Genomic DNA, 22,884 nt, shown 5'->3' on the forward strand with positions numbered 1-22,884 from the left:
CATCGCGTCGTCGTTCACTGTGTCGTCGGCCCTCGCGTTGTCAGGCATCCGTGATGTCCGCGAGCAGGGCGCCCAGTTGAGCGGGCATCGACAGGAACGGCGAGTGACCGCTCCCGATCCGGTGGACCGCTTCGGACCTGGCGGCCAGCCCTTCCTGGTGCGCGGGCGGCAGTGCCTGGTCGTACTCGCAGACGACGTAGGTCGAGGGCACGGTGTGCCATGCCGCCTCAGTGAGGCTGTCGCTGAAGGACCTGGTGCTCTGCGGCACGAGCCGCGCGACGGCCTCCGCCGCCTCGACGTCGGGGACGTCCCCGTAGAACATGGCGGCGGGGTTGTCCGGTACGGCCTGGAAGCCGCGCGGCGCGGGCGGTACGGGGGCCCCGTGGAAGCCGAGGAGACTCTCACCGGCATCGAGCTGGTAGGCCGCCAGATAGACGATCCGTTCGACGTTTCCGGCCTGCGCCGCGGCCTGGGTGACGGGGATGCCGCCGTAGGAATGGGCGACGACCACGGCCGGGCCGTCGATGCGCCGCAGCGCGTCCAGAACCGCCCGCGCGTCGTCCTGGACGCCGGCCTCCCGCCCCGCGCTGGGCAGGTCGACCGTGCGGGTTCGCCGGCCTCGGGCGTTCAGCACCGCCGTCAGCGGGCTCCAGCACCAGGAGCCGTGCCACGCCCCGTGCACGAGGAGCAGCGTCGGACGGGGGACCCCATCTGTAGTCACTGGATGTCCGTTTCTGTGGTCGGTCGATGGCACCAGGCACTTCGACGACCCGGCGAGAGGGAGCGTAAGTCGCGTCGGACACGGTGTCCAACGCGATGTCCATCACAGCGGCGATCCGACATTGATGGTGGCTGCTCAACGATATAGATCACTCGATGGTTTGGAGCTTGATAGCATCACGAGGTGACTGTGGACGAGCGCCCGATCGATGACGCGCAGAGCGATCTCCTGGAACGGCTCGGATTCCTCCTGGCCCGGCACGGCGCCGTGGCGGACAACCGGATCCGCCACGCGCTGCGGGACTTCCGGCTGACCCCACGGCAGGGCACGACGCTGATCCTGCTGGGCAAGTCCCGTTCCATGGGGCAGCAGGCGCTCGCCGCGGCGCTCGACGTCGACGCGAGCGTCATGGTCGGAATCCTCAACGACCTGGAGACCGCGGGCCTGGTGGAGCGCCGGCGCGACCGGTCCGACCGGCGGCGTCACATCGTGGCCATCACTGGCGAGGGCGACTGCCTGCTGGCCAAGACCCATCAAGCCGTGACGGATGTGGAGCGGGAACTGTACCGCCATCTCTCACGCGAGGAGATCGCCACGCTGCGCGGCCTGCTCCGCCGGATCGAGACGTCCCCGGACGACCCCGCCTGCGCCGAGTAACCCCCCGCACGCAGCAGGGGTCACAGCCTCACAGGCGGCTGCCGGCAGGCCCGGGTACGCGGGTGCGCGGAGCGCCGATCACTCTTCGCCGCAGGCCGGATCGCCGGGAGTGCTGCGGACGCGGGCCAGCAGATCCCGAAGCGTCGCGAGCTCCTCGGCGGAGAGGTCGGCGAAGAGCCCGCGCTCGACCTCGGCGACGGCGTCCTGGGCCTTGGCCAGGAGGCCGCGCCCCTCCTCCGTGATCGCCACGATGTGGCGCCGGCGGTCGGAGGGGTCGCGACGGCGCTCCACGAGGTGGGCCGACTCCAGCCCGTTCAGAATCCCGACCATGATGCTGGGGTCCACCTCGAGGGCCGTCGCCAGAGCCTGCTGGCTCATGAATCCGGTCCTGCCCACGAGCATCAGCGCCGCGCCCGGCCGGGCCGCCAGGCCGCAGGACTCGAAGGCACGGTGAACGCGGCTGTTCGCGATGGCGCCGTTGCGGGCCAGCAGGAATCCGAGCCGGTTCAGAGGATCGCTCCCGGCCACGTCAGCCACGGATTCGTTCACGCTCATGCCCCTCACACTACCAAGGAGATAATCATCACTGCGATTAAATCATTGAACCCCATCTATCATTTGCGGGCATCAACGTATCGCGTGAGGATCAGCACCGCGCGAGCACGCACGACTGGAGAATCCGATGCCCCTCGCAACAGCACTGCTGTCCTGTGCACTCGCGGCCTTCATGACCTTCGCCGGCGCGCCCAAGCTCTCGGGCGGCCCGCGGACGCAGGGCATGGCCACGCACCTACGGGTGCCGACCGGACTGCTCCGCCTCGTCGGACTGGCCGAGGTCGCCGCGGCGATCGGATTGCTGGTGGGCCTCTTCGCCACCTGGGCGGGCGTGGCGGCCGCCGGGGGCCTCGCCGTGCTGCTGCTCGGCGGGGTGGCGTCCCATCTGCGCGTAAAGGACGGCTTCGCCGCAGCCGCGCCGGCCTTCGTCGCCGCGGTCGTGGCGGCGTGCGTCACCGTCCTGCATGTCGCGGGCAGCTGACCGGACACCCCGGGATCACAGCCGAACACCCGCGAGGTGCCGGTCCTCCGCCGGCACCGGACATCACCTGCGTGACGACGGCCGGGCAGCGGACGCGCTCCCGTCACGGCGGCCCGGCGGGCGGCCAGGACGTCCCCGCGTTCGCCGACGCGTCACGCAGTACGGGCCACGGGGCGCCGCATGCGCTCCCTGCCGATCACCATCGACCGCCTCATGCACTGGCGGACCCCGCACCGTCACGCCGCCCGCGATCCGGCGACCGGCCGGATCGCGGGCGGCGGCGTGAGCGGCCGCGGTCGCCAGGAGCCGCCGGGCACTCGGCCCCACCAGCGCGGTTCCCTAGGATGAACCCATGGCTTCCACCACGCGACGACGCTCCAGCGCGGCCGACCGGAGGTCCGCCCTGGAGAAGCGGATCCTGTCGGCGATCGACGAGCTGCTGCGCGACGGTGTCACCTACACCGAACTCAGCGTCGAGCAGATCGCGCACGCCGCCGGGATCTCCCGCTCCACGTTCTATCTGTACTTCCGCGACAAGGTGGACCTGCTGCTCCGGCTGGGCGGCTCGCTCAAGACGGAGAGCCACGCCATCGCCACCTCCTGGTGGCCCTGCGCTCCGGGCGGCGGGCTGGACGGCCTGGCCCGCACCTACGAGCTGATCCTGCGCCACTACCGCGAGCACGCCGGACTGCTGTCGGCGATCAACGAAGTGGCCGCCTACGACCCCGTCGTGCGGGAGGCCTGGACGGCCGACCAGGGCCGCTTCGCCGACCACGTCGTGACCGTGCTGAAGGAGGAGCAGCAGGCCGGCCGGACACCTCTGGACATCGACCCCGAACTCACCGCCCGGGTCATCGTCCAGGGCGGCGGCCAGGTCATCGCCCAGCAGGTGGCCGACAGCGACGGCGGCGACGACTCGGCCGTGGCCCGCGAACTGGCGAACGGCTACTGGTACGGCGTCTACCGCCGCGCCCCGCGGGCGGCCGCCGACTGAGGCGCCGGGCCTCACCCGAAAGCCCACACTGAGCGATCCGCGACGTTGCAACCGTCACACCCTGAAAATCATTGAACTCCATCAATCATCTGTTAGGTTCAATGCAAGCGCGATGACGCGGAGCCGACCACACAAAGCTCCGGCGCTCACCGCTTCGACCACAGCTTTTTCCGGAGTTCCCATGCCCAGGACCACCCTTTTCACGGCCATGCAGCAGCTGCTCCCGACGGGCGGCGCCACCGGCGCCGGCCGCCACCGCGGCCGACGCGCACACGAGCACCCCACCCTCCTGGGGCTGCCGGGCAGCGGCAGGCACCGCCGCGTACGGGAAGCCGCGCTGTCGGCGAGCGACTGAGACGCGGGCCTGACAACAGGCCCGCCACACCGGACACCTGCACCGCATCGAGTGGGCGATGGGCGTGCAGGGGCCGTACCCGCTGAGCGGCGCGGGCGGCCGTCGGGCGGTGTCCACACGCGACCATGGGGAGTGCGCGGTGGACACCGCCCCTTTCACTGCCGCGCGCCGTGCCGCCCGGCCTCGAAGGCGCGGATCTCGTCGAGGGACCTGGGCGTGACGGTGTCCTGCGCGGCCCCGAGCTGCCGGGAGATCTGCGCGGCGGCCCGCGACATCGCGGCGACGACGAACGGGAGGCGGTCCGGGGACAGCCGCCCCCGGGGCGCGGACACGTGCACCGCGGCGTTCACGGCGCCGGACGCGTCGACGACCGGGGTCGCGACCCCCAGGATCCCTTCGACGCTCTCACCGTCGCTGACGCTGTAGCCGGACGTGCGGATGCCCTCGAACTCGTGCCGCAGACGGTCACGGTTCACGAGCGTGTACGGCGTGTACTTCTCCAGATCGGGTGCGTGCAGCACGCGCTGTTCGAGATCCGCGTTACAGGCGGCCATGAGCTTGCCGACGGCCGAACCGTGCAGCGGACGCGGCCCGCCGAGCTTCATGACGACGGACAGGGTCTGCCCCGCCTCCTGGCGGTCCGCGTAGACGACACTGCTGCCGCTGCGCACGGCGAGGTAGGTGTTCTCGTTGATCTCCTCGCACAGCTCGACCAGATAGGGCCGGCTGACGTGCCGGATGTCGACGCTGTCCACGATCGACAGGGCGAGGACCACGGAACGGGGACCGAGGGCGTACGTGCGCTGGCCCAGGAGCTTGACCGCGTCGAGCCCGACCAGCACCTGAAGCAGGTCGTGCGCGCTGCTCATGGGCAGGGCGAGGTCGTCGCACAGGCGCTTGAGCGTGCAGCCCTCCTGGTGCTGGGCCAGGTACCCCAGGATCACCAGCGCCCGGTCGATACGGGCCGGGTTCATGGCGTGTCCCCTCTGTCGATGCCGAGGCAGTCAGCGTCGTCCATCCTGTTCCGAAACACTATTCGGATTCACGAAGCGAGGAGGGCCCCGCCACCTCAGCGATCCGGTCTTTGGGCATCGCTTGACGGCACTCCCCTACCGACCTAGCATCCCTCACTACGTAAATACGAAGTTAACTTCGGAAACTCGAAGCATGCGGGAAGCCGCACGGCCGGGTCGGTTCAGCGGCCGGATCCGTGAAATCAAGGAGATCCCCCTTTGTCCGCTCAGCTTGTCTCCATCGCAGCACTGCTGGTGATCTTCGTGATCGGCACGATCCGCGCGGTGAACCTCGGCGCCCTGGCCTTCGTCGCGGCATTCGCGGTAGGCGTCGGGGTGCTGGGGATGGACACGTCCGAGGTGCTCGCCGGTTTCCCGGCGGAGTTGTTCGTCATCCTCGTCGGCGTCACGTACCTGTTCGCCATCGCCAAGAACAACGGCACCGTCGAATGGCTGGTCCAGGCAGCCGTCCGCGCGGTGGGCGGCAGGGTGGCGGCCATTCCCTGGGTCATGTTCGTGATCAGCGGTGTGCTCGTGGCCCTCGGCGCGGTCAGCCCCGCCGCCGTCGCGATCATCGCCCCGGTCGGCATGGTGTTCGCGGCCCGCTACGGGATCAACCCGCTCCTCATGGGCCTCATGGTGGTCCACGGCTCCGCGGCGGGGAACTTCTCGCCCATCGGCGTCCTGGGCGTGGTCACCAACGGAGTCGTCGAGCGCAGCGGCATCCCGGGCGACGCCACGGGCCTCTTCCTGAGCAACCTCGTCTTCAACGTGCTCCTGGGCCTAGGCGTCTTCTGCGCCTTCGGCGGCCGCAAGCTCCTGCGCGCCGGACGCGCCACCCCTGTCCTCGACGCCGCACCGGGCGGCGCCCCCGAGTCACCGGAGCCCGGCGGACGACCCGGCGGAACCGGCCTCGTGACGGAGCCTCGCGGGGTCAAGGCCCCGGCGGGGGCCCTGCCGCGGACCGAGGCGCTCCCCCTGGACCGGGACCGCGTCATCACCCTCGTGAGCATGGCCGCGATGGTGGTCGGCGCCCTCGTGTTCTCGACGTCGGGCTGATGGCCCTGACCGCGGCCGTCGTGCTCACGCTGCTCTCACCCGCGCCCGCCAAGGACGCCGTCGGCCAGATCAGCTGGGGCATCGTGCTGCTGGTCTGCGGCATCGTCACCTACAGCGGCCTGATGCAGACGGTCGGCACGGTCGACTACCTCGGTGACGCCATCTCGCAGCTCGACGCCCCGCTCCTGGCCGCGCTGCTGATCTGCTACATCGCGGCCGTCGTATCGGCGTTCGCCTCCACCACCGGCATCCTGGGCGCCCTGATCCCCCTCGCCGTCCCGCTCCTGGCCACCGGCCAGGTGGGCGCGGTCGGGCTGGTCGCCGCCCTGTCCATCTCGTCGTCCGTGGTCGACTCCAGCCCCTTCTCCACCAACGGCGCGATCGTCGTCGCCAACGCGCCGCAGGAGAAGCAGGCCGTCGTCTACCGGCAGCTCATGAAGTGGGGCTTCGGCCTCGTCCTGGTCGCGCCCCTGGTGAGCTGGGCCGGCCTGACCGTTCTTGCGGATTGGTGAACATGACCGCACACCTCGGCCCCGGCCCGATCACCCCGGCCACGGCCCACCCCGCACGCCCGCTCGACGGTCTGCGCGTCGTCGACCTGAGCACCCGCCTCGGCACGTACACCGGCCGCCTGTTCGCCGACCTCGGCGCCGACGTCGTGCGCGTCGAGCCCCCGGGCGGCGTGCCGGAGCGCACGGTGCCCCCGCTGACCGGGGACGGCACCAGCCTTTCCTTCGCCTTCACCGAGGCCGGCAAGCGCAGCGTCGTCCTGGACCCGGAAGACCCGGGCCATGCCGAGCAGTTGGAGAGGCTGCTGGCCACCGCCCAGGTCCTGGTCACGAGTGAGGGCCCGGCACGGCTGCGCGGGCGGCGGCTGCACCCCGACGACGTCACCCGCCGGCACCCCGGGCTGATCCATGTGTCCGTCAGCCCATTCGGGCTCACCGGGCCCTGGGCCGACCGCCCGGCCTCCGACCTGACCCTGCTCGCGGCGGGCGGGCTGCTCGCGCTGGCCGGGGACCCGGACCTGCCGCCCGTACGGGCCTGGGGGGAGCAGACGTCGGTCATCGCCGGTGTGCACGCCGCGACCGCCGCGCTGATCGCCCTCCTCGCCCTGGAGGACGGCGGCCACGGCCAGATCGTGGACGTGTCCGCCCAGGAGGCGGTGGCCCACTCGCTGGAGAACGCCGTCCAGTACGTCGACCTCGAAGGTCTCGTCAGGGCGCGGGTCGGCGCCGGGCCCGCCGAGGCCGGCACGGGCCTCTTCGCCTGCGCCGACGGCTGGATCTACCTGGTGGGAGGTCTCGGCGGGCTGCCGCTCGCCTGGGACGCGATCACCGAGTGGCTTGAGGCCGACGGCCTGAAGGAGGCCGCGCAGCTGCGCGCGCCCCGCTGGCAGGAGCGGGCCTGGCGCCGCAGCGCGACCGGTGTGCACAGGTTCCGGACGCTCTTCGAGCGGTTCGCCGCCCCGCGCACCAAGCGGGAGCTCTACGAGGACGGCCAGCGACGCGGCATCAGCATCGCGCCCGTCTCCACACCGGAGGACCTGCTGACCAGCCCTCAGCTGACCGAGCGGGGCTTCTTCCGGCAGATCACCGTCGGCGGCGCCACGCTCCCGTTCCCCGGATCGCCGTACCGCTTCGACGGCCTGGTCGTCGCCCCGGGCGACGTTCCCGCGACGCCCGGCGACCACACCCGCGCGGTGCTGGACGCCCTCCCCGGAAACGGACCGGCCGTCGCCCCCACCCCCACGCCCGCCGGCCCCAAGGAGTAACAGCACCATGCCCTCCCGGCTCCCGCTCGACGGGATACGCGTCGCCGACTTCACCTGGGTCGGCGCGGGCCCGTTCCTGACCAAACCGCTCGCCGACCACGGCGCCGACGTCATCAAGATCGAGTCCCGGACGCGCACCGACCCGATCCGCAGCATGGCCCCCTTCCGTGACGGCTCCCCCGGCACCGACCGCAGCGGCTACTTCGCCAACCGCAACACCAGCAAGCGGTCCGTCTGCCTGGACCTCAAGGACCCGCGCGGCAGGGACCTGGCCCTCGAACTCATCGCGCGCAGCGACGTCGTGGCGAACAACTTCACGCCCGGCACGATGGACCGGCTCGGCCTCGGCTACCAGGACGTCCTCGAGGTGCGGCCGGACGTCGTCTACCTGGACATGCCGATGCAGGGCAACGCCGGACCGCACCGCGACTTCCGGGGCTACGGCCTGACCATCGCCGCCGCCGGCGGGCTGCTGGGGCTGACCGGCCACTTCGGACGGCCCCCGGTGGGTACGGGCACCAACTACCCCGACCACGTGCCCAACCCGCTGCACGCCGCGGTCGCGGTGCTCGCCGCACTGCGCCGGCGGCGCAGGACCGGCGAGGGCCAGTACATCGAGCTCGCCCAGCTGGAGTCCACCGTCAACGTCGTCGGCCCCGCGCTGCTCGCGGCGGCCGCGGGGCTGCCCACCGGCAGGTCCGGCAACGAGGACACGGTCGCGGCACCGCACGGCGTCTATCCGTGCGCCGGCGAGGACCGCTGGTGCGCCCTGAGCATCACCACCGACGACCACTGGACGGCGCTCACCGAGACCCTCGGGCACCCCGGGTGGGCCTCCCGGCCCGGCTTCGCGACCGCCGAGGGGCGCCGCGCCGCCCGGCAGGAGCTGGACGAGGCCGTGGCGTCGGCCACCGCCGCCCGGCCGGCCGACGAGCTGGCCGAGGCGCTCACCGCGGCAGGCGTGCCGGCGGCCGTGGTGAGCGACGCCGGACAGGTTCTCGCCGACCCCCAGTTGAACGCCCGGGGCCACTGGGTCGTCCTCGACCACCCCGAAATGGGCCCCAGCGTCTACGACAACATCCCCTACCGGCTGTCCGCCACCCCCGGCGCGCTGCGCGGCCCGGCGCCCCTGCTCGGCGCCGACACCCGCGCGGTCTGCGTGGGCCTGCTCGGCCTGGACCCGGACACGTACGAACACCTCGCGGAAGAAGGAGTGGTGGGCTGACCATGGCCATCGAGACCGAGCGCACGGACCGGACACTGATCGTGCGCATCAACCGCCCCGAGGCGCTCAACGCGCTGGACGGGGACGCGATGCGCGCCCTCAACGAGGTGCTGCGCGACTTCCGCGACGACCCGAAGCTCGCCGTCGGCGTCATCACCGGCGCGGGGGACCGCGCCTTCTGCGCCGGCGCCGACCTGAAGAAGACGCTCCCGCCGCGGACCTCGTTCGCCGGCGCCTACTTCGCGCCGTACGAGCAGAGCGTCGAGGAGGGCCTGTACGTCCGCGCCCTCACGCTCAGCGAGCTGAACATCGGCAAACCGCTGATCGCCGCCGTCAACGGGCACGCCCTGGGCGGCGGCGCCGAGATCGCCCTCGAATGCGACGTCCGGATCGCCGGTGAGAACGCCACCTTCGGCCTGCCGGAGGCGCGCGTGGCCAGCGTCCCCGCCGTGGGCGGCGTGACCCGGCTGCTGCGCGCGATCCCCCGGGCCGTCGCCATGAAGATGATCCTCACCGGCGACCGCATCGACGCCCAGGAGGCCCACCGCATCGGCCTCGTCAGCGACGTCGTCCCCACCGGGGACCTGCTGCCCACCGCCCTGGACATCGCCGACCGCATCGCCGCCAACGGCCCCTTGGCCATCAAGAGCCTCAAGGCCCTGGCCGACCGCACGCAGGACCTGCCGCTGACGCAGTCGATCGCCGTCGAGCAGCTGCTGTGGGGCGTGCTGCGGGACACCGACGACCGCGTGGAGGGCCGTACCGCCTTCGCCGAGCGGCGCCCGCCCGAGTTCCACGGCCGCTGATCCCCCTACTCCGGAAGGACTTCGAACCCATGCCGTCAACGCAGTCGCCACCCTCGGCCGACCGTCAGGTCGGAGCCGAGTGGACCCATCAGGACGGGGAACGCACCACGCTGACCATCACGGTCTGCGACAACTGCGCCGCCCGCTGGTTCCCGCCCCGCGAGGCGTGCTCCACCTGCGCGTCGGACGCCGTGCACGACACCCGGAGCGAGACGGAGGGACGCGTCTACGCCTCCTCCGTCGTCCGGATCGCGCCGCGCGGCTTCCAGGCCCCGTACGTCCTGACGTACGTCGACATCAGCGGCGTGCGTCTGCTCGCCCACAGCCCGGGAGCCGAGGAGGCGCCGGCGCCCGGCACCCCGGTCCGGCTCACCGTCGCGCCCATCGCCGGCACCGGCGAATCCGTGCTCACCTCGTACGCCGTGACCCCGGTCCACGGCGGGGAAGCCACCACCGGAGGTACCCGATGAGGCCCGTCCACGTCGCCGGCGCGGCCGTCCAGCCCTTCGGCAAGCACCCCACGCTGAACGCCGCCGAGCTCGGCCACCGCGCGGTCCGGGAACTGCTCGACCGGACCGGGATCACCCCCGACGCGGTCGACGCCGGCTTCGGCGGTTCGACGTACGGCGGCTCGCTGCTCACCCAGCGCGTCCTGCAGCGCGTCGGCGTCTCCGGGCAGCCCGTCTTCACCGTCGAGAACGCCTGCGCGAGCGGCGCCTCGGCTGTGCACCTGGGCTGGCAGGCCGTGGCCTCCGGGTCGGCCGACGTCGTGATCGCCTTCGGTGCGGAGAACCTCTCCGGGTTCGGCGGCGGCACGCTCCCGCTGACGACCAACGACATAGAGATCGAGCAGGGCATGGTGATGCCCGCCGCGTACGCCATGCGCGCCCAGCGGTACCTGCACGACTTCGGCGCCTCGGTGGACGACCTGACCGCGGTGTCCGTCAAGAACCGCCGCAACGGCGCGCTCAATCCCCGCGCCCACTTCCGGCGCGAGGTCTCCGAGGCGGACGTCGCCGCCTCGCGTCCGGTCGCGGACCCGCTGCGGCTGCTGCACTGCTGCCCCAACAGCGACGGCGCCGCCGCGGTGCTGCTGTGCACCGAGGAGGTGGCCCGCGAGCTGGGGACGCCGAGCGTGCGCATGCGCGCCAGTGTCGTGCGGTCCGGCACCTTCCACACCGCGTACCGGGACATGACCTGGCCCGACATCACCGAGCGCGCGGCCCGGGCCGCCTTCGACATGGCCGGGCTCATGCCGGGCGACCTCGATCTGGTCGAGCTGCACGACGCGTTCAGCATCGCCGAGCTCCTGCACTCCGAGGCCCTCGGCATCGCGGAGCGCGGCAAGGCCCACCAAGCCGTCAGGAACGGCGAGTTCGACCGCGACGGGCGCGTCGCCGTCAGCCCCAGCGGTGGGCTGATGTCCCGCGGCCACCCGGTCGGGGCCACCGGAGCCACCCAGATCTGCGAGGCGTACTGGCAGCTCACCGGCCAGGCCGGCGATCTCCAGGTGCCGAACGCCTCCGTGGCTCTCACGCATGTCACCGGCGGCGGCATCTTCGGCGTCGACAACGGGGCGTGCTCCGTCCACATCCTCACCTCCGACTGAGCCGACCGAAAGGCCCTCTGTCCATGTCCGACACCACCTCCCCCCGCCGCGCCCTGGTCCTGGACCCGGCCGGCACCGCCACGGCGCGCGCGATCGCCGCCCGGCTCAGGTCCGCCGGCCACGACGTCGAGACGGCCGTGGAAGCCCCGGCCGAACCGGCCGGTCCTCTCGACGTCGTCGTCCACGAGCCGGGCCTGCTCGACGACGAGCTCTCCGGCCGCCCGGCGGACCAGCTCTACACCGCCCTCGACCGGTTGGGCCCGCGTCTTCGTCCGCGGCAGGACGGCGGCTGCCGTGTCGTCGTCGTCGCGAGCCGGGACGGGCTGGGCTGGCCGAGCCGCCCCGACCTGGCCGCCGAGAGCGGGGCGCTGGTCGCCACGGCCCGCAGCCTGGCCCTGCGCCTGGGCCGCCGCGGGGTCACGGTGAACGTGGTCGCCGCGCTCCCGCCCGAGGGCAGCCCGCTGCGTGACTCCGGCCGCCCCGAGAACACCCACCTGTACGAGCCCGAGGCACTCACCCCGCATCCGGTGACCGCGCAGGACATCGCCGAGACCGCCGCCTTCCTCGCGGACGCCCGCAGCGGCTACGTCACCGGCCAGGTCCTGTACGTCTGCGGCGGCGCGAGCCTGCTGTCCAGCCTGTCCGTCTGAAACCGGAAGCACGATGACCCAGAACGAAGGAAACCCCATGGATCTCGGCGGACAGGTCGCCGTGGTGACCGGTGCCGGCAGCGGCATCGGGCTGGAGATCGCCCGCGAGTTCGCCACCGCCGGAGCGAGCGTGGCCCTCGCGGACATCGACGCCGACCGGGCGGAGCTCGCCGCCCGGCAACTGAGTGAGCTGGGCGCCAAGGCGGTCGGACTGCCCGTGGACGTCGCCTCCCGCGAGGCGGTGACGCGGCTCTTCGCCGCCGTCGAGGAGCGGCTCGGCCCGGTGGACGTCCTCGTGAACAACGCGGGCATCAGCATCGACCACGGCGTCCGCAACATCACCGACGAGGAGTGGGCCCGGACCGTCGCCGTCAACCAGACCGGCGTCTTCCTGTGCAGCCAGGCCGCCGCCACCTCCATGATCCCGCGGCGGACCGGACGCATCGTCAACGTGGCGTCCCGGGCCTGGCTCGGCTGGTACGGGCAGCTCGCCTACGCCTCCTCCAAGGGCGCTGTCGTCTCCGCCACCCGGTCCCTCGCCATCGAGCTGGCGAAGTACGGCATCACCGTCAACTGCCTCGCGCCGGGCCTGATCGACACGCCGTTGCTGCGCCGCGAGCCCCAGGAGGTGATGGACCGGCTGCTGCTCGCCCAGCCCATGGGCACCCTCGGCGAACCCGCCGACGTGGCCTGGGCCGCGCGGTACTTCGCCTCGCCCGCGAGCCGGTCGGTCACCGGGCAGGTGCTGTACGTGTGCGGCGGCAAGAGCCTGTACGCCCAGCCCGCCCGCGCCTGAGCACGCCCCCTGGTGCGTGGACCCGCCGTCGACGCGCGGGTCCAGGCACCGGGGGCTCAGATCCAGTTGCGGCGGGCGGCGTGCCAGCCGAGCTGCATCCTGGTGGCGACACCCGCGAGGCTCATCAGGCCCTGGATACGCCGCTGGACGGTGCGGCGGCTGATGCCGAGCTGGCCGGCGATGGCCTGGTCCGTGAGTCCGGCCACCATCAGCGAGAGCAGGTGCCGGTCGTCCGCGGTGAGCGCGGTGGGGTCGGCCTGCGCGCCGGATCCGCCGAGCCGGCCCTCCGGCGTCACATGCAGGGGAACGCCGATCTCCCAGTAGCGCTCGAACAACGCCACGAGCGCCCCCAGCAGGCTGCTGCCGCGGATGACTGCCGCCGTCACGTCACGGGGGTCGCCCGCCGGGCCGGCCGGCGCCAGTGGACAGATGGCCAGGCACCGGTCGGCGATGGCCATCCGCAGCGGCAGCGCGGGCACGGCGCGCGCCACCTCACCCGCCCGCACGGCCCTGACGACGTTGTCGACGGCGCCGGCGTCGTCGAAGAACGCCTGCTCGTACAGGACCCGGTAGGCGACCCCCTCGGCCATGGCCTCGAACTCGGCCTGATTGGTGCCCGACGGCATCGCGACGTACTGCGCCTTGCAGAACCAGAGCAGTTCACGGCGGGCGCTGGACTGGATCTGCTGGAGGCGCTGGCGCAGCGCCCCGGCGCCCGTGATGATCTCGACGACCTCCCCCGCGTCCCGGGCCCAGGCATGGTGGCGATAGGCCTCCATGAGCTCGGAGATGACGGCGCGGGCCTTGTCCAGGTCACCGGCCCGGCGTTCGAGCCGGGGCAGCAGGGTCACATCGGGCGGGTTGGCGACGAACCGCCCCGGTGCGCCCTCCACAGCGCGGGCCAGGCCCTTCTCCTCCAGCGCCGCGAGGAGGCGCCGGGCGGCCTCGGCGTCCGTGCCCGTCGCCGCGGACACGTCCGTCACCGACGCCGAGACGGCGAGGACGAGGGCGCGATACGCGTCGGTCTCGATGTCCGTGAGACCTACCGGCTCCAGCATGCTCTGCCCTTCCCGCCCCTGGCCGGCCACCGCGCGGCACACCGGTCAGAGTAAGCCAGGTGGGCGAACAGGTGGCCGGGGCCTATCCCTGGGCCAGCGGGTTGGGCAACGGCCGGTAGCGGGCGTCGGCGCCGTCCGCTCCCGTCCAGCGCAACAGCAGGTTGGTCTTCGCGGGGAGTGCCGGCGCGGTGAGCAGGCCGGCGATCTCGGGCAGGTCGTGCCGGGACAGTTCGCGGCGGACGGCGGGCCAGGGGTCCAGCCCCGGGTGCCGTTCGGCGAGTGCCCCGGCGAGCTCCGCCAGGTGGTTGACGACCAGGCAGTACACCAGCCGCTCCCACCCGGCGGCCCGCTCCACGTCCGGCAGCAGCTTGACGCCCTCGGCGTCCCGGAACAGCGCCTGCACCGGCGCCCCGTCGGCGTCACAGGCCACCAGCGAGTTCTGCAGATGCGCCTCCAGCACGACGCCGTGGCCCGCGAAGGCCGCGAGGACGGGGGGCACCACCTGGCGCAGATACGCCTCCCACCAGCGCTCCGGGTCCATCGGGCCGTCCAGCGGGCTGCCCGTGAAGCCCTCGACCAGCCCGGCGGCCAGGAACGGGGTCGCGCCGGGCAGGACGTGGCCGCGCAGCCCGTCGCGGACCAGGACGGCCAGTTCCTCGAAGGCGAAGCCGGCGGTGCGGTAGCCCCGGTCGGACAGCCAGGCCGCCGTACCTCCCGTCAGCGCCCGGCTCGCGGCGGCGTCGGTGCGGCGCAGCTTCAGCAGGTCGTGCCGCCACAGCCGCCGTACGTCGTTGGTGATGCGCACGTCGAGGCTGAACTTCAGGAAGAGATCACGCTCCGGGGCGTACACCGTGCGGATCGCGGCCGTGGGCCAGACCGGGGCGGCGGTGCTGCCCAGCCGGATCAGCCGGCCGTCGGCGAAGGCGGGGGCGAGCTCTCGGGCGGTCAGGTCGAGCTGCCAGGGGTGGGCGGGCAGCAACCGGTAGCCGGGCGGGGGTTCGCCGAGCGTGTCGAGCGCCGAGGTGTCGCCCTCCTCCACGACGGTGTCCTCGCGCACTCCGAGCAGGACGAGGGGGAAGCGGGCGTACGCCTCGGGGGCGTACGGGAGCCAGCCCGCGGCCGGTCCGCCGCCGCGCGCCTTGGGGGCGGGGTGGTGGGGGTGACCGGTGACCAGGGACTGCTCGGAGCGCAGGTAGGGGTCGTCCGAGGGGGTGGCACGCGCGCGTGCGGCGAGGATGGCGGCGACGGCTTCCCGGCTTTCGGTCATCTCGGCGGGCAGTTCGTGGTTGGACAGGCCGGTGTGGCGGCGCAGTTCCTCGGTGACGAGTTCGACGAGCTCGGTGTGGTCGAGGCGGTGCCAGCCGTGAGGCGTGTGCACCTCGGGCGCGGTGGGCCGCCGGCCGCCGCGCACCCGTAGCAACCGGTCACCGCCGGGCAGCCGGTAGACCCCTTCCCGGCCCGGCAGGGGCCGCGCCACCTCGCGCAACAGACAGTTGAGCAGCGGCGCGGCCGCGTGGGCGTCGGCCAGATCGGCGACGTCGTCGGGTGCCGCGGCGTCGGCGCCGACGGGTGGGGGGATGAGGTCCACGCGTTCCACTCGTTCCCTACGGTTCATTCAGGCGGAGACGATCAGTATCGCGGTCGTCACGCCCGCAGTGACCGCGGAGGTCAGGCCGGCCTGCCCCCGACCCGTTCCCGAGGAGCCCGCCCGTGCACCGTCCCCCCACCGCCGAGGCCGAGGTCGCCGACGAGCTGTCCGTCGTCCGTCCGGACCTCGCCGCGCGGTACGCGGCCGAACTGCCCGCCGCCCGGGCGGCCGTACTGACGCGCCTGTGGCGTGCGCTCACCCATGAGCCGCTCCCCTGGATCGAGGGCCGCGTGCCGGGGCCGGAGGGCGTCACCCTGCGGCTGCGCGACGGGCGCCGGCTGCACGGCCCCGCGCCGGACCCGTACGCGACCGCCGCCTATGTCACCGCCGTACGGCTGGACGGTGTGCCGTACGACCGTCCGGCACGGCTGATGACGGATCTCGCCGTACCGCACGGTGCGGAACTCGCCGTGGAACTCGACCACAGTGCCGCCTCCCTGGCCTTGTCAAGGGCGGCACAGCCGACTCACCCGGAAGAGTGGCCCGAAAACGACTGGGAGTGGGAGCAGCGGGTGGTGGACGGGCATCCGTACCACCCGAACTGCCGCTCCCGGCCGGGATTCTCGGTGGCCGAGCAACTCGCCCACGCCCCCGAGCACCGCCCGCTGGTGGGGCTCGGTCTGGTGCCGGTCCCGGCGGAGACGTGTCTGGTGACGGGGGCGTGGCCGGACCGGATGCGGGACGGGGAGCGGGTGCTGCTCCCGGTGCATCCGTGGCAGGCGGCGCATGTGCTGAAGCGGCCGTGCGAGGAGCGGCTCACCGGGCACCCGCTGATGTCCCTGCGCACCCTCGCCCTGGACGACGGGGCGCACGTCAAGACGGCGCTCAGCGCGCGTCTGACGTCGTCCGTGCGGGACATCTCGGTGCCGTCGGTCGCCGCGTCCATGACCCTTTCGGCGTTCGCGGAGGAGCTGGCGGCCCGCACGGACGGCCTGTTGCACGTCACGCGCACGCTGGGCGCGGCCACGGACGGGTCGCCGGATCTGGCGGCCGTGCTGCGGGAGTCGCCGCGGGAGTACGCGGGCCCCGGTGAGCGGGTGCTGCCGGTGGCGGCGCTCGCGACCACGGAACTCACGCGGTCCGCGGCCTGGCTCGGCGAGTTCGCGCGGCTCGCCCTCGCCGTCGGGCTGCGGCTGCTGGAGCTGGGCGTGGCACTGGAGGCGCACGGCCAGAACCTCCTCGTCGTGCTGTCCGGGAGCGGCGCGCCGGTGCGGCTGGTCTACCGCGACCTGGCCGACATCCGCGTCAGTCCGGCCCGTCTGGCCCGGCACGGCATCCCGGATCCGGAGCTGCCCGCCCGGATCGTCACGGACGACGTGACGGCGCTGCGGCGCAAGCTGTTCGGCTCGCTGGTGGCGGGCGCGCTGGCCGGGACCGCGGGGTCGGGGCCGACGCTGGCGGCGGCACTGGAGACGGCCGTACGAGAGCTGCCGCGCTCCCCCGACCTCGCCGCGCTGCGTGAGGAGCCGCTGCCGACGAAGGCGCTGACGCTGATGCGGCTGTCGCCGGGGGGGGTCGGCGATCTGTGGGCGGAGTTGCCCAACCCGCTTCTTTGACCGGCTGTTCCGGATCCGGACGGCCTTCCGTGCGGGCCCGACGATCTCCTGTTTTGGAGTGCGACACCTCTGATCAATAGGATCCGCCGATGATCACAAGACAACGGCTGGCGGCAGGGGCCTGCGCCCTGCTCGCCGCGCTGGCGGCCGGGATCGCGCTCCCGTCGACGGCGCTCGCCGACGAGACCACGGCCGCCGCGCCCAAGGTCGACCTCGTACTGGACGTCAGCGGTTCGATGCGGGCGCGGGACATCGACGGCCAGTCACGGATGGCGGCGGCGAAGCAGGCGTTCAACGAGGTGCTGGACGCCACGCCCGAGGACGTGCAGCTCGGTATCCGCACCCTCGGCGCCAACTACCCCGGCGACGACCAGAAGACGGGCTGCAAGGACACCGCCCAGCTCTATCCGGTCGGCCCGCTGGACCGCACCGAGGCCAAGGCGGCGGTGGCCACGCTGGCGCCGACCGGCTGGACCCCGATAGGCCCGGCGCTGCTGAAGGCGGCCGGCGACCTCGACGGCGGCACCGGCTCCAAGCGGATCGTGCTGATCAGCGACGGCGAGGACACCTGCGCCCCGCTCGACCCGTGCGAGGTGGCCCGCGAGATCGCCGCCAAGGGCATCGGTCTCACCATCGACACGCTCGGCCTGGTGCCCAACACGAAGATGCGCCGGCAGCTGAGCTGCATCGCCGAGGCGACCGGCGGCACGTACACGTCGGTGCAGCACACGGACGAACTCACCGACCGGGTGAACCAGTTGGTGGACCGGGCGGCCGATCCGGTGGTGACGCCGGTGGCCACCGAGGGCGCGGAGCAGTGCGCGCAGGCGCCGACGTTGAAGTCGGGCCTGTTCACCGACCGCGAGGAGTTCGGGCAGCAGCGCTGGTACCGGGTGGACGTGCTGCCCGGCCAGGAACTGCGCGCCTCCGTGAGCGTGTCCGCGGACCGGGACGTCACCCCGGCGCACGGTGTGCTGCTGCGGGCGGTCACGGCGAAGGGCCGCGAGATCGTCCGGGGCGAGGCGGCGGGCAACGGCCGTACGGATGTGATCTCGACGGGGTTGCGCTACCCGAAGCGCGACAGCGACGAGGACGAGCCCGTGGCCGAGAGCGTGTGCCTGCAGATCACCCACTCGTTCTCGGCGGCCTCCGGTGTGAAGACCACGCCGGGCCTGCCGCTGGAACTGACGATCGACGTCGTCGACGGGCCCTCCGCGGCGGACGACGTGGCCGCCTTCGGTCTCGGGCGCGGCTGGTGGCTGCTCGGCGCTCTCGTCCTGACCGGTTTTGTCGCCGGTGTGCTCTGGGGCTGGCTGTCACGCTGGCGGGTCGCGGTCTGGAGGACCAACTGATGCGTATCGTGAGGGCTTTGGGAGTGGCGCTGCTGGCGCTGGGATGGGCCGCCGTCCCGGCCGCGGCCGACTCCCCGTCACCGGCCCCGTCGCAGGACGGCGCGACGCCGGTCCAGGCGGGCACGTCGTTCCGTACGGCGGCCGAGTTCGACCAGGGGCGGACGGCCACCGCGGACGCCTCCGCGGGTGACTACCTGTACTGGTCGTTCCCCGCCGACGCCGGGCAGCGTCCCACCGTCAGGGCGACGGTGAAGCTGCCGCAGACGCACGCCGCCGAGACCTGGCAGCTCGACGTGTACGACGGTCTGCGGCGCCGCCAGGCCTGCCAGTACGGGTCGCAGACGCGCACCGCCGCCGCCGACGCGGCATCGCTGGAGCTGGCCTGCACGCTGCGCACGGTCCGTGCGTGGTCGGAGCCTTGGGCCAACGACCCGCTGCCCGGCACGTACTACATCCGTCTCACGGCGGTGGGCCTGCCGACGACGGACCTCGGTCTGCCGGTGGGCGCCGAGGTGCGGGTGGAGGCCAAGGAGATCGGCGGCGCCGCCGCGGTGGACGGCTCGCTGGCCGAGCCGCTGGTGCCGGGGGCCGCCGTCAAGTCGCAGGAGGAGGACGAGGACTCGGCGGTGCTGTCGAGCATCGAGCCCGAGGACGGCTGGGCCTCCGGCTGGTGGTCCGACCGGTGGGTGTGGACCGCGGTGGGCGGCGCGCTGGCCGCGCTGGCCGGCATCGGAGGGTACGCGCTGACGCGGGGGGCGGGACGGCCGACCGGAGTCTGATGCCCTGAGCCCCAGGGCTGCCGACGCCCGACCAGGAGGCCCGCCCCGTGCGGGCCTCCTGCTTTTCCTCACGCCTCCCGCAGCGCCTTGGCCAGTGTGCTGTCGCCGGACACCGTGATGCGGCCGTCCCGTACGGCCTCGGCCACGCCCACCTCGCCGCGGGCGACCGCAGTGCACGTGTCCGTGCCGAGGACCAGCAGGGCGTCGGGCTCGCCGGGCGCCGGCCCGTCGCCGTACACGGCACCCTCCTCGGCACCGACGTACAGATGGAAGTCGCCCTCCTCCAGCCGCACTTCGACGAGCCCCTCGCCTTCCAGGGCCCGCAGGAGGGGCAGTGCGAACCAGTGGGCCCGGACCGCGTCCGTGGGCCGCCGCTCGCCGAGCTCGGCCTGCCCCCAGCCGCCGAGCGCCTGGAGCACGGGCAGCAACTCGCGCCCACGCGCGGTGAGTTCGTACACGTACGCCGCACCGGGCGGCGGCAGCCGGCGCCTGGTCGTCAGCCCGTCGCGCTCCATGTCCTTCAGCCGCGAGGCGAGTACGTCCGTGCTGACGCCCGGCAGGTCCGCGTGCAGGTCCGTGTAACGGCGCGGACCGGCGAGGAGTTCACGGACGATCAGCAGCGTCCAGCGGTCGCCCACGACATCGAGCGCACGGGCGGCGGAGCAGTACTGGTCGTAACTTCGACGAGGTGGCATGCGACGCAGTCTAGACATGTCGTTGGACTTTCCAAGCTGACACTTGGTAAAACCAAGCAACACCACAACCGGAGGGGCGCACCGCATGGAGTTCCGGCAGTCGAACAAGTTGAGCGAGGTCTGTTACGAGATCCGCGGCCCGGTGATCGAGCACGCCAACGCGCTGGAGGAGGCGGGTCACAGCGTGCTGCGCCTCAACACCGGCAACCCCGCGCTCTTCGGCTTCGAGGCGCCGGAGGAGATCCTCCAGGACATGATCCGGATGCTGCCCCAGGCGCACGGCTACACCGACTCGCGCGGCATCCTCTCCGCCCGCCGCGCGGTGGCCCAGCGCTACCAGACCCTGGGCCTGGAGGTCGGCGTCGACGACGTCTTCCTCGGCAACGGCGTCTCCGAGCTGGTGTCGATGGCCGTCCAGGCGCTGGTCGAGGACGGCGACGAGATCCTGATCCCCGCCCCCGACTTCCCGCTCTGGACCGCGGTGACCACCCTCGCCGGCGGCAAGGCGGTCCACTACCTGTGCGACGAGCAGGCCGACTGGTACCCCGACCTGGACGACATGGCGTCGAAGATCACGGACCGGACCAAGGCCGTGGTCCTCATCAACCCGAACAACCCCACCGGCGCGGTCTACCCGAAGGAGATCGTCGAGGGCATCCTCGACCTGGCCCGCCGGCACGGCCTGATGGTCTTCGCCGACGAGATCTACGACCAGATCCTGTACGACGACGCCGTGCACCACTCGGCCGCCGCGCTCGCCCCCGACCTGGTGGTCCTGACCTTCTGCGGCCTGTCGAAGACGTACCGGGTGGCGGGCTTCCGCTCCGGCTGGCTGGTGGTGACCGGGCCCAGGCAGCACGCCAGGGACTATCTGGAGGGCCTGACCATGCTGGCCTCCATGCGGCTGTGCTCCAACGCGCCCGCGCAGTACGCCATTCAGGCCGCGCTCGGCGGCCGGCAGTCCATCCACGAGCTGACGGCGCCGGGCGGTCGCCTGCACGAACAGCGCAATGTGGCCTGGGAGAAGCTCAACGAGATCCCCGGTGTGTCGTGCGTGAAGCCCAAGGGCGCGCTGTACGCGTTCCCGCGCATCGACCCCGAGGTGCACAGGATCCACGACGACGAGAGGTTCGTCCTGGACCTGCTGCTGCGGGAGAAGATCCAGGTGGTCCAGGGGACGGGCTTCAACTGGCCGACACCGGACCACTTCCGGATCCTGACGTTGCCGCACGCGGATGATCTGGAGGCGGCGATCGGGCGGATCGGGCGATTCCTCGGCGGGTACCGGCAGTAGCGGCCACTTAGCGTGTGCCGCATGGGTGATCTACTGCTGGTGCGGCACGGGGAGACCGAGTGGTCGCGCTCCGGGCGGCACACCGGCCTGACGGACGTCCCGCTGACCGAGCACGGCCGGGAGGAGGCACGCGCGCTGGTGCCGCTGATCCGGTCGCATCGGATCGGCGCCTGCTTCGTCAGCCCGCTGCAACGCGCGCGGCAGACGGCCGAGCTGATCGGGCTGCACGGCGCGGTGCGGGTCGACGCCGATCTGCTGGAGTGGGACTACGGGGGCTACGAGGGAATCACCACCGTGGAGATCCAGCGGGAGCGCCCCGGCTGGTTCCTGTTCACCGACGGGGTGACGCCCGGGCCGCCGGAGCATCCCGGGGAGAGCGTGCGGCAGGTCGGCGCGCGGGCCGACCGGATGCTGGGCAAGGTCGACGCCGCCCTCGCGAACACCGAGGGCGTGGTGGTGCTGGTGTCGCACGGGCACTTCCTGCGGGTGCTGACCGCCCGGCGGCTGGGGCTGCCGCCGCAGGACGGCGCGCTGTTCCAGCTGGCGACGGGCGCGCTGGGCCGGCTGGGCAGCGAGCACGGGCGGCCCGTCGTCGCCGGGTGGAATGTCAGAGCCGGGTCGTAGCCTTCGAAGCGGTGGGAGGACTGCCCAGCGCCCGGAGGGAGCACCCCGTGACACGACCGCCGACCGCCGCCCAGCGGCGTGTCATCGACGCCGCCGATCCGGTGACCGGGCGGCTCAGGGGCACGGAGGCGCAGCTCGCGGCGCTGGTGAGGCGAGGGCTGGCGTTCCGCCATCCCCGGCCGCCGCACGACCACTTCCTGACGCCGGCGGGGCACCGGATACGGGAGGCCGAGCCGGCGAAGCCCGAGGTCCCCGCGTCCACCGGTGTGTTCGCGGCACGAATCGGGGGCGAGGAGGCTCCGCCGGACGCCGGACCGTTCCGTGTCCGCGAGGTGCACAGCGCGTGGCAGGGCCTGCTGGAGCTGCGCCGGATGACGAACCCCGACGGTGCCACGGACCGGCCGTGCGGCTGGGAGCGGACGCATCTGGTGCAGGCCGCCGCGCTGGCGCTGGAGGCCGCGGACCATCGCCCGGCCGGTCAGGACCTGGCCGGCTACCGGGTGCGGGCCACCCCGCAGCCGGAGGCCGTCGCCGTGTACGAACCGGACGCCGGGGCACTGCGGGCCTGTGCGGCCACGCTGGAGCGGGCGGGCTGGCAGGTCGGCGAGTACACCGAGCCACGGACGCGGGCGCGATATCTGCTGGCGTCTCCGCGGAGGGCATGATGGGCATGCCGAGATCGAGGGCGCACGGCGCCGGCCACGACAGGGGGAAGCCATGACCGAACCGTTCTCCGTCCGGGTGACGGTCCGCGGATACGAGACCGATGTGCAGGGCCACCTCAACCAGGCCGTCTATCTGAATTACGCCGAGCACGCCCGCTGGTCGCTGCTCCGGGCGGCGGGGATCACCCAGGCCGGCCTGGTGGCGACGGGCGTGGGCCCGGTCGCCCTGGAGACGAACATCCGCTACCTGCGGGAGCTGCTGGCGGGCGACGAGGTCGATGTCACCTGCGTCTTCGAGTGGGGCGAGGGCAAGACGTTCCGGATGCGCCAGACGATCCGCAAGGCCGACGGCACGGTCGCGGCCGAACTGGTCGGCGTCGGTGGGCTGCTGGATCTGAAGGAGCGCAGGCTGCTGGCCGAGCCGCAGGCGTACTTCAAGAAGCTGGCGACCGACCCGAGCCTGTTCGGGCTGTAGGACCCGCCGGCGCCGCACCCTGTGGTCCGGCGCCGGCCCGCGA

At 72.8% G+C, this 22,884-nt stretch carries 26 protein-coding genes; 20 read left to right on the plus strand and 6 right to left on the minus strand.

The annotated features are described in order from the left end of the window. Positions 1 to 40 precede the first annotated feature (40 nt). Positions 41 to 721, minus strand: coding sequence for an alpha/beta fold hydrolase (locus ACFV6X_RS00580; protein WP_385375492.1), 681 nt, complete (start codon positions 719 to 721; stop codon positions 41 to 43). A gap of 183 nt (positions 722 to 904) precedes the next feature. On the opposite strand from ACFV6X_RS00580, the gene ACFV6X_RS00585 reads away from it, so the two are divergent. Beyond that, positions 905 to 1,378 carry a MarR family winged helix-turn-helix transcriptional regulator gene (locus tag ACFV6X_RS00585; protein ID WP_385375495.1) on the plus strand — a complete coding sequence of 158 codons (474 nt, stop codon included), beginning with the start codon at positions 905 to 907 and terminating at the stop codon, positions 1,376 to 1,378. A 78-nt stretch (positions 1,379 to 1,456) separates the two neighbouring features. On the opposite strand, the gene ACFV6X_RS00590 is transcribed toward ACFV6X_RS00585, so the two are convergent. Further along, positions 1,457 to 1,933 carry a MarR family winged helix-turn-helix transcriptional regulator gene (locus ACFV6X_RS00590; protein WP_385375497.1) on the minus strand — a complete coding sequence of 159 codons (477 nt, stop codon included), beginning with the start codon at positions 1,931 to 1,933 and terminating at the stop codon, positions 1,457 to 1,459. A 127-nt stretch (positions 1,934 to 2,060) separates the two neighbouring features. Between ACFV6X_RS00590 and ACFV6X_RS00595 the strand changes: the two genes are divergently transcribed. From ACFV6X_RS00595 to ACFV6X_RS00605, 3 genes are all read left to right on the plus strand, one after another. Further along, positions 2,061 to 2,414 (plus strand): DoxX family protein, encoded by a 354-nt coding sequence (locus ACFV6X_RS00595; RefSeq protein WP_385375500.1) that lies wholly within the window; start codon positions 2,061 to 2,063, stop codon positions 2,412 to 2,414. A 352-nt stretch (positions 2,415 to 2,766) separates the two neighbouring features. Then, a complete protein-coding gene (locus ACFV6X_RS00600; protein WP_385375503.1) occupies positions 2,767 to 3,408 on the plus strand; it encodes a TetR/AcrR family transcriptional regulator in 642 nt (213 codons plus the stop codon). 181 nt (positions 3,409 to 3,589) lie between these two features. Further along, complete coding sequence (locus ACFV6X_RS00605) at positions 3,590 to 3,763, plus strand: hypothetical protein (RefSeq protein WP_385375506.1); 174 nt, start codon at positions 3,590 to 3,592, stop codon at positions 3,761 to 3,763. A 155-nt stretch (positions 3,764 to 3,918) separates the two neighbouring features. Here the strand turns inward: ACFV6X_RS00605 and ACFV6X_RS00610 are convergent, their stop codons facing one another. Then, positions 3,919 to 4,737 (minus strand): IclR family transcriptional regulator, encoded by an 819-nt coding sequence (locus ACFV6X_RS00610; protein ID WP_385375509.1) that lies wholly within the window; start codon positions 4,735 to 4,737, stop codon positions 3,919 to 3,921. Between the two features lie 258 nt (positions 4,738 to 4,995). On the opposite strand from ACFV6X_RS00610, the gene ACFV6X_RS00615 reads away from it, so the two are divergent. The 9 genes from ACFV6X_RS00615 to ACFV6X_RS00655 are packed head-to-tail and all read left to right on the plus strand — an operon-like array spanning position 4,996 to position 12,695. Then, positions 4,996 to 5,835 carry an SLC13 family permease gene (locus ACFV6X_RS00615; protein WP_385375512.1) on the plus strand — a complete coding sequence of 280 codons (840 nt, stop codon included), beginning with the start codon at positions 4,996 to 4,998 and terminating at the stop codon, positions 5,833 to 5,835. Beyond that, positions 5,835 to 6,347 (plus strand): SLC13 family permease, encoded by a 513-nt coding sequence (locus ACFV6X_RS00620; protein ID WP_385375515.1) that lies wholly within the window; start codon positions 5,835 to 5,837, stop codon positions 6,345 to 6,347. Before ACFV6X_RS00615 ends, ACFV6X_RS00620 begins: the two co-directional genes overlap by 1 nt. 2 nt (positions 6,348 to 6,349) lie before the next feature. After that, complete coding sequence (locus ACFV6X_RS00625; RefSeq protein WP_385375518.1) at positions 6,350 to 7,609, plus strand: CoA transferase; 1,260 nt, start codon at positions 6,350 to 6,352, stop codon at positions 7,607 to 7,609. Between the two features lie 7 nt (positions 7,610 to 7,616). Next, the gene (locus tag ACFV6X_RS00630) at positions 7,617 to 8,834 is read left to right on the plus strand and encodes a CaiB/BaiF CoA transferase family protein (protein WP_385375521.1); all 1,218 of its coding nucleotides are present in this window, start codon (positions 7,617 to 7,619) and stop codon (positions 8,832 to 8,834) included. A 2-nt stretch (positions 8,835 to 8,836) separates the two neighbouring features. After that, positions 8,837 to 9,640, plus strand: a complete 804-nt coding sequence (locus tag ACFV6X_RS00635) for an enoyl-CoA hydratase/isomerase family protein (RefSeq protein ID WP_385375524.1) — start codon at positions 8,837 to 8,839, stop codon at positions 9,638 to 9,640. 29 nt (positions 9,641 to 9,669) lie between these two features. Next, entirely contained in the window at positions 9,670 to 10,110 is a 441-nt protein-coding gene (locus ACFV6X_RS00640) for a Zn-ribbon domain-containing OB-fold protein (protein WP_385375527.1), read from the plus strand. Further along, positions 10,107 to 11,249 (plus strand): thiolase family protein, encoded by a 1,143-nt coding sequence (locus tag ACFV6X_RS00645; protein WP_385375530.1) that lies wholly within the window; start codon positions 10,107 to 10,109, stop codon positions 11,247 to 11,249. Before ACFV6X_RS00640 ends, ACFV6X_RS00645 begins: the two co-directional genes overlap by 4 nt. Before the next feature lie 23 nt (positions 11,250 to 11,272). Continuing rightward, on the plus strand, positions 11,273 to 11,899 hold the full coding sequence (locus ACFV6X_RS00650) for an SDR family oxidoreductase (RefSeq protein ID WP_385375533.1): 627 nt from the start codon (positions 11,273 to 11,275) through the stop codon (positions 11,897 to 11,899). 37 nt (positions 11,900 to 11,936) lie between these two features. Further along, complete coding sequence (locus ACFV6X_RS00655; protein WP_385375536.1) at positions 11,937 to 12,695, plus strand: SDR family NAD(P)-dependent oxidoreductase; 759 nt, start codon at positions 11,937 to 11,939, stop codon at positions 12,693 to 12,695. Between the two features lie 56 nt (positions 12,696 to 12,751). On the opposite strand, the gene ACFV6X_RS00660 is transcribed toward ACFV6X_RS00655, so the two are convergent. After that, positions 12,752 to 13,753: a helix-turn-helix domain-containing protein gene (locus tag ACFV6X_RS00660; protein ID WP_385375539.1), complete on the minus strand. Its 1,002-nt coding sequence runs from the start codon at positions 13,751 to 13,753 to the stop codon at positions 12,752 to 12,754. Between the two features lie 82 nt (positions 13,754 to 13,835). Then, on the minus strand, positions 13,836 to 15,350 hold the full coding sequence (locus ACFV6X_RS00665; RefSeq protein WP_385375542.1) for an IucA/IucC family protein: 1,515 nt from the start codon (positions 15,348 to 15,350) through the stop codon (positions 13,836 to 13,838). Positions 15,351 to 15,463: 113 nt separating this feature from the next. Here ACFV6X_RS00665 and ACFV6X_RS00670 point away from each other — a divergent pair, with 113 nt between their 5' ends. From ACFV6X_RS00670 to ACFV6X_RS00680, 3 genes are all read left to right on the plus strand, one after another. After that, entirely contained in the window at positions 15,464 to 16,957 is a 1,494-nt protein-coding gene (locus tag ACFV6X_RS00670) for an IucA/IucC family protein (protein WP_385375545.1), read from the plus strand. An 89-nt stretch (positions 16,958 to 17,046) separates the two neighbouring features. Further along, positions 17,047 to 18,309 carry a VWA domain-containing protein gene (locus tag ACFV6X_RS00675; RefSeq protein ID WP_385375548.1) on the plus strand — a complete coding sequence of 421 codons (1,263 nt, stop codon included), beginning with the start codon at positions 17,047 to 17,049 and terminating at the stop codon, positions 18,307 to 18,309. Next, positions 18,309 to 19,088 carry a hypothetical protein gene (locus tag ACFV6X_RS00680; RefSeq protein ID WP_385375551.1) on the plus strand — a complete coding sequence of 260 codons (780 nt, stop codon included), beginning with the start codon at positions 18,309 to 18,311 and terminating at the stop codon, positions 19,086 to 19,088. The genes ACFV6X_RS00675 and ACFV6X_RS00680 overlap by 1 nt, the downstream gene beginning before the upstream one ends. Positions 19,089 to 19,156: 68 nt before the next feature. On the opposite strand, the gene ACFV6X_RS00685 is transcribed toward ACFV6X_RS00680, so the two are convergent. Then, the gene (locus tag ACFV6X_RS00685; RefSeq protein ID WP_385375554.1) at positions 19,157 to 19,783 is read right to left on the minus strand and encodes a winged helix-turn-helix transcriptional regulator; all 627 of its coding nucleotides are present in this window, start codon (positions 19,781 to 19,783) and stop codon (positions 19,157 to 19,159) included. 85 nt (positions 19,784 to 19,868) lie between these two features. Here ACFV6X_RS00685 and ACFV6X_RS00690 point away from each other — a divergent pair, with 85 nt between their 5' ends. From ACFV6X_RS00690 to ACFV6X_RS00705, 4 genes are read left to right on the plus strand one after another with little or no spacing between them, the layout of a single operon-like run. Then, positions 19,869 to 21,077, plus strand: a complete 1,209-nt coding sequence (locus ACFV6X_RS00690) for a pyridoxal phosphate-dependent aminotransferase (protein ID WP_385375556.1) — start codon at positions 19,869 to 19,871, stop codon at positions 21,075 to 21,077. Positions 21,078 to 21,098: 21 nt separating this feature from the next. Then, on the plus strand, positions 21,099 to 21,701 hold the full coding sequence (locus tag ACFV6X_RS00695) for a histidine phosphatase family protein (protein WP_385375559.1): 603 nt from the start codon (positions 21,099 to 21,101) through the stop codon (positions 21,699 to 21,701). A 47-nt stretch (positions 21,702 to 21,748) separates the two neighbouring features. Further along, complete coding sequence (locus tag ACFV6X_RS00700) at positions 21,749 to 22,366, plus strand: hypothetical protein (protein WP_385375562.1); 618 nt, start codon at positions 21,749 to 21,751, stop codon at positions 22,364 to 22,366. 52 nt (positions 22,367 to 22,418) lie between these two features. Beyond that, positions 22,419 to 22,841: an acyl-CoA thioesterase gene (locus ACFV6X_RS00705; protein ID WP_385375564.1), complete on the plus strand. Its 423-nt coding sequence runs from the start codon at positions 22,419 to 22,421 to the stop codon at positions 22,839 to 22,841. Positions 22,842 to 22,884 lie beyond the last annotated feature (43 nt).

The organism is Streptomyces sp. NPDC059861 (genome assembly GCF_042731435.1).
In the GTDB taxonomy this organism is placed as follows: Bacteria; Actinomycetota; Actinomycetes; order Streptomycetales; family Streptomycetaceae; genus Streptomyces.

Coding starts and splice junctions, on each gene's coding strand:
- ACFV6X_RS00695 (WP_385375559.1), top strand. CDS start 21,099: ATGGGTGATCTACTGCTGGTGCGGCACGGGGAGACCGAGTGGTCGCGC.
- ACFV6X_RS00660 (WP_385375539.1), bottom strand. CDS start 13,753: ATGCTGGAGCCGGTAGGTCTCACGGACATCGAGACCGACGCGTATCGC.
- ACFV6X_RS00595 (WP_385375500.1), top strand. CDS start 2,061: ATGCCCCTCGCAACAGCACTGCTGTCCTGTGCACTCGCGGCCTTCATG.
- ACFV6X_RS00600 (WP_385375503.1), top strand. CDS start 2,767: ATGGCTTCCACCACGCGACGACGCTCCAGCGCGGCCGACCGGAGGTCC.
- ACFV6X_RS00610 (WP_385375509.1), bottom strand. CDS start 4,737: ATGAACCCGGCCCGTATCGACCGGGCGCTGGTGATCCTGGGGTACCTG.
- ACFV6X_RS00605 (WP_385375506.1), top strand. CDS start 3,590: ATGCCCAGGACCACCCTTTTCACGGCCATGCAGCAGCTGCTCCCGACG.
- ACFV6X_RS00620 (WP_385375515.1), top strand. CDS start 5,835: ATGGCCCTGACCGCGGCCGTCGTGCTCACGCTGCTCTCACCCGCGCCC.
- ACFV6X_RS00630 (WP_385375521.1), top strand. CDS start 7,617: ATGCCCTCCCGGCTCCCGCTCGACGGGATACGCGTCGCCGACTTCACC.
- ACFV6X_RS00705 (WP_385375564.1), top strand. CDS start 22,419: ATGACCGAACCGTTCTCCGTCCGGGTGACGGTCCGCGGATACGAGACC.
- ACFV6X_RS00675 (WP_385375548.1), top strand. CDS start 17,047: ATGATCACAAGACAACGGCTGGCGGCAGGGGCCTGCGCCCTGCTCGCC.
- ACFV6X_RS00650 (WP_385375533.1), top strand. CDS start 11,273: ATGTCCGACACCACCTCCCCCCGCCGCGCCCTGGTCCTGGACCCGGCC.
- ACFV6X_RS00590 (WP_385375497.1), bottom strand. CDS start 1,933: ATGAGCGTGAACGAATCCGTGGCTGACGTGGCCGGGAGCGATCCTCTG.
- ACFV6X_RS00680 (WP_385375551.1), top strand. CDS start 18,309: ATGCGTATCGTGAGGGCTTTGGGAGTGGCGCTGCTGGCGCTGGGATGG.
- ACFV6X_RS00685 (WP_385375554.1), bottom strand. CDS start 19,783: ATGCCACCTCGTCGAAGTTACGACCAGTACTGCTCCGCCGCCCGTGCG.
- ACFV6X_RS00645 (WP_385375530.1), top strand. CDS start 10,107: ATGAGGCCCGTCCACGTCGCCGGCGCGGCCGTCCAGCCCTTCGGCAAG.
- ACFV6X_RS00690 (WP_385375556.1), top strand. CDS start 19,869: ATGGAGTTCCGGCAGTCGAACAAGTTGAGCGAGGTCTGTTACGAGATC.
- ACFV6X_RS00635 (WP_385375524.1), top strand. CDS start 8,837: ATGGCCATCGAGACCGAGCGCACGGACCGGACACTGATCGTGCGCATC.
- ACFV6X_RS00625 (WP_385375518.1), top strand. CDS start 6,350: ATGACCGCACACCTCGGCCCCGGCCCGATCACCCCGGCCACGGCCCAC.
- ACFV6X_RS00655 (WP_385375536.1), top strand. CDS start 11,937: ATGGATCTCGGCGGACAGGTCGCCGTGGTGACCGGTGCCGGCAGCGGC.
- ACFV6X_RS00640 (WP_385375527.1), top strand. CDS start 9,670: ATGCCGTCAACGCAGTCGCCACCCTCGGCCGACCGTCAGGTCGGAGCC.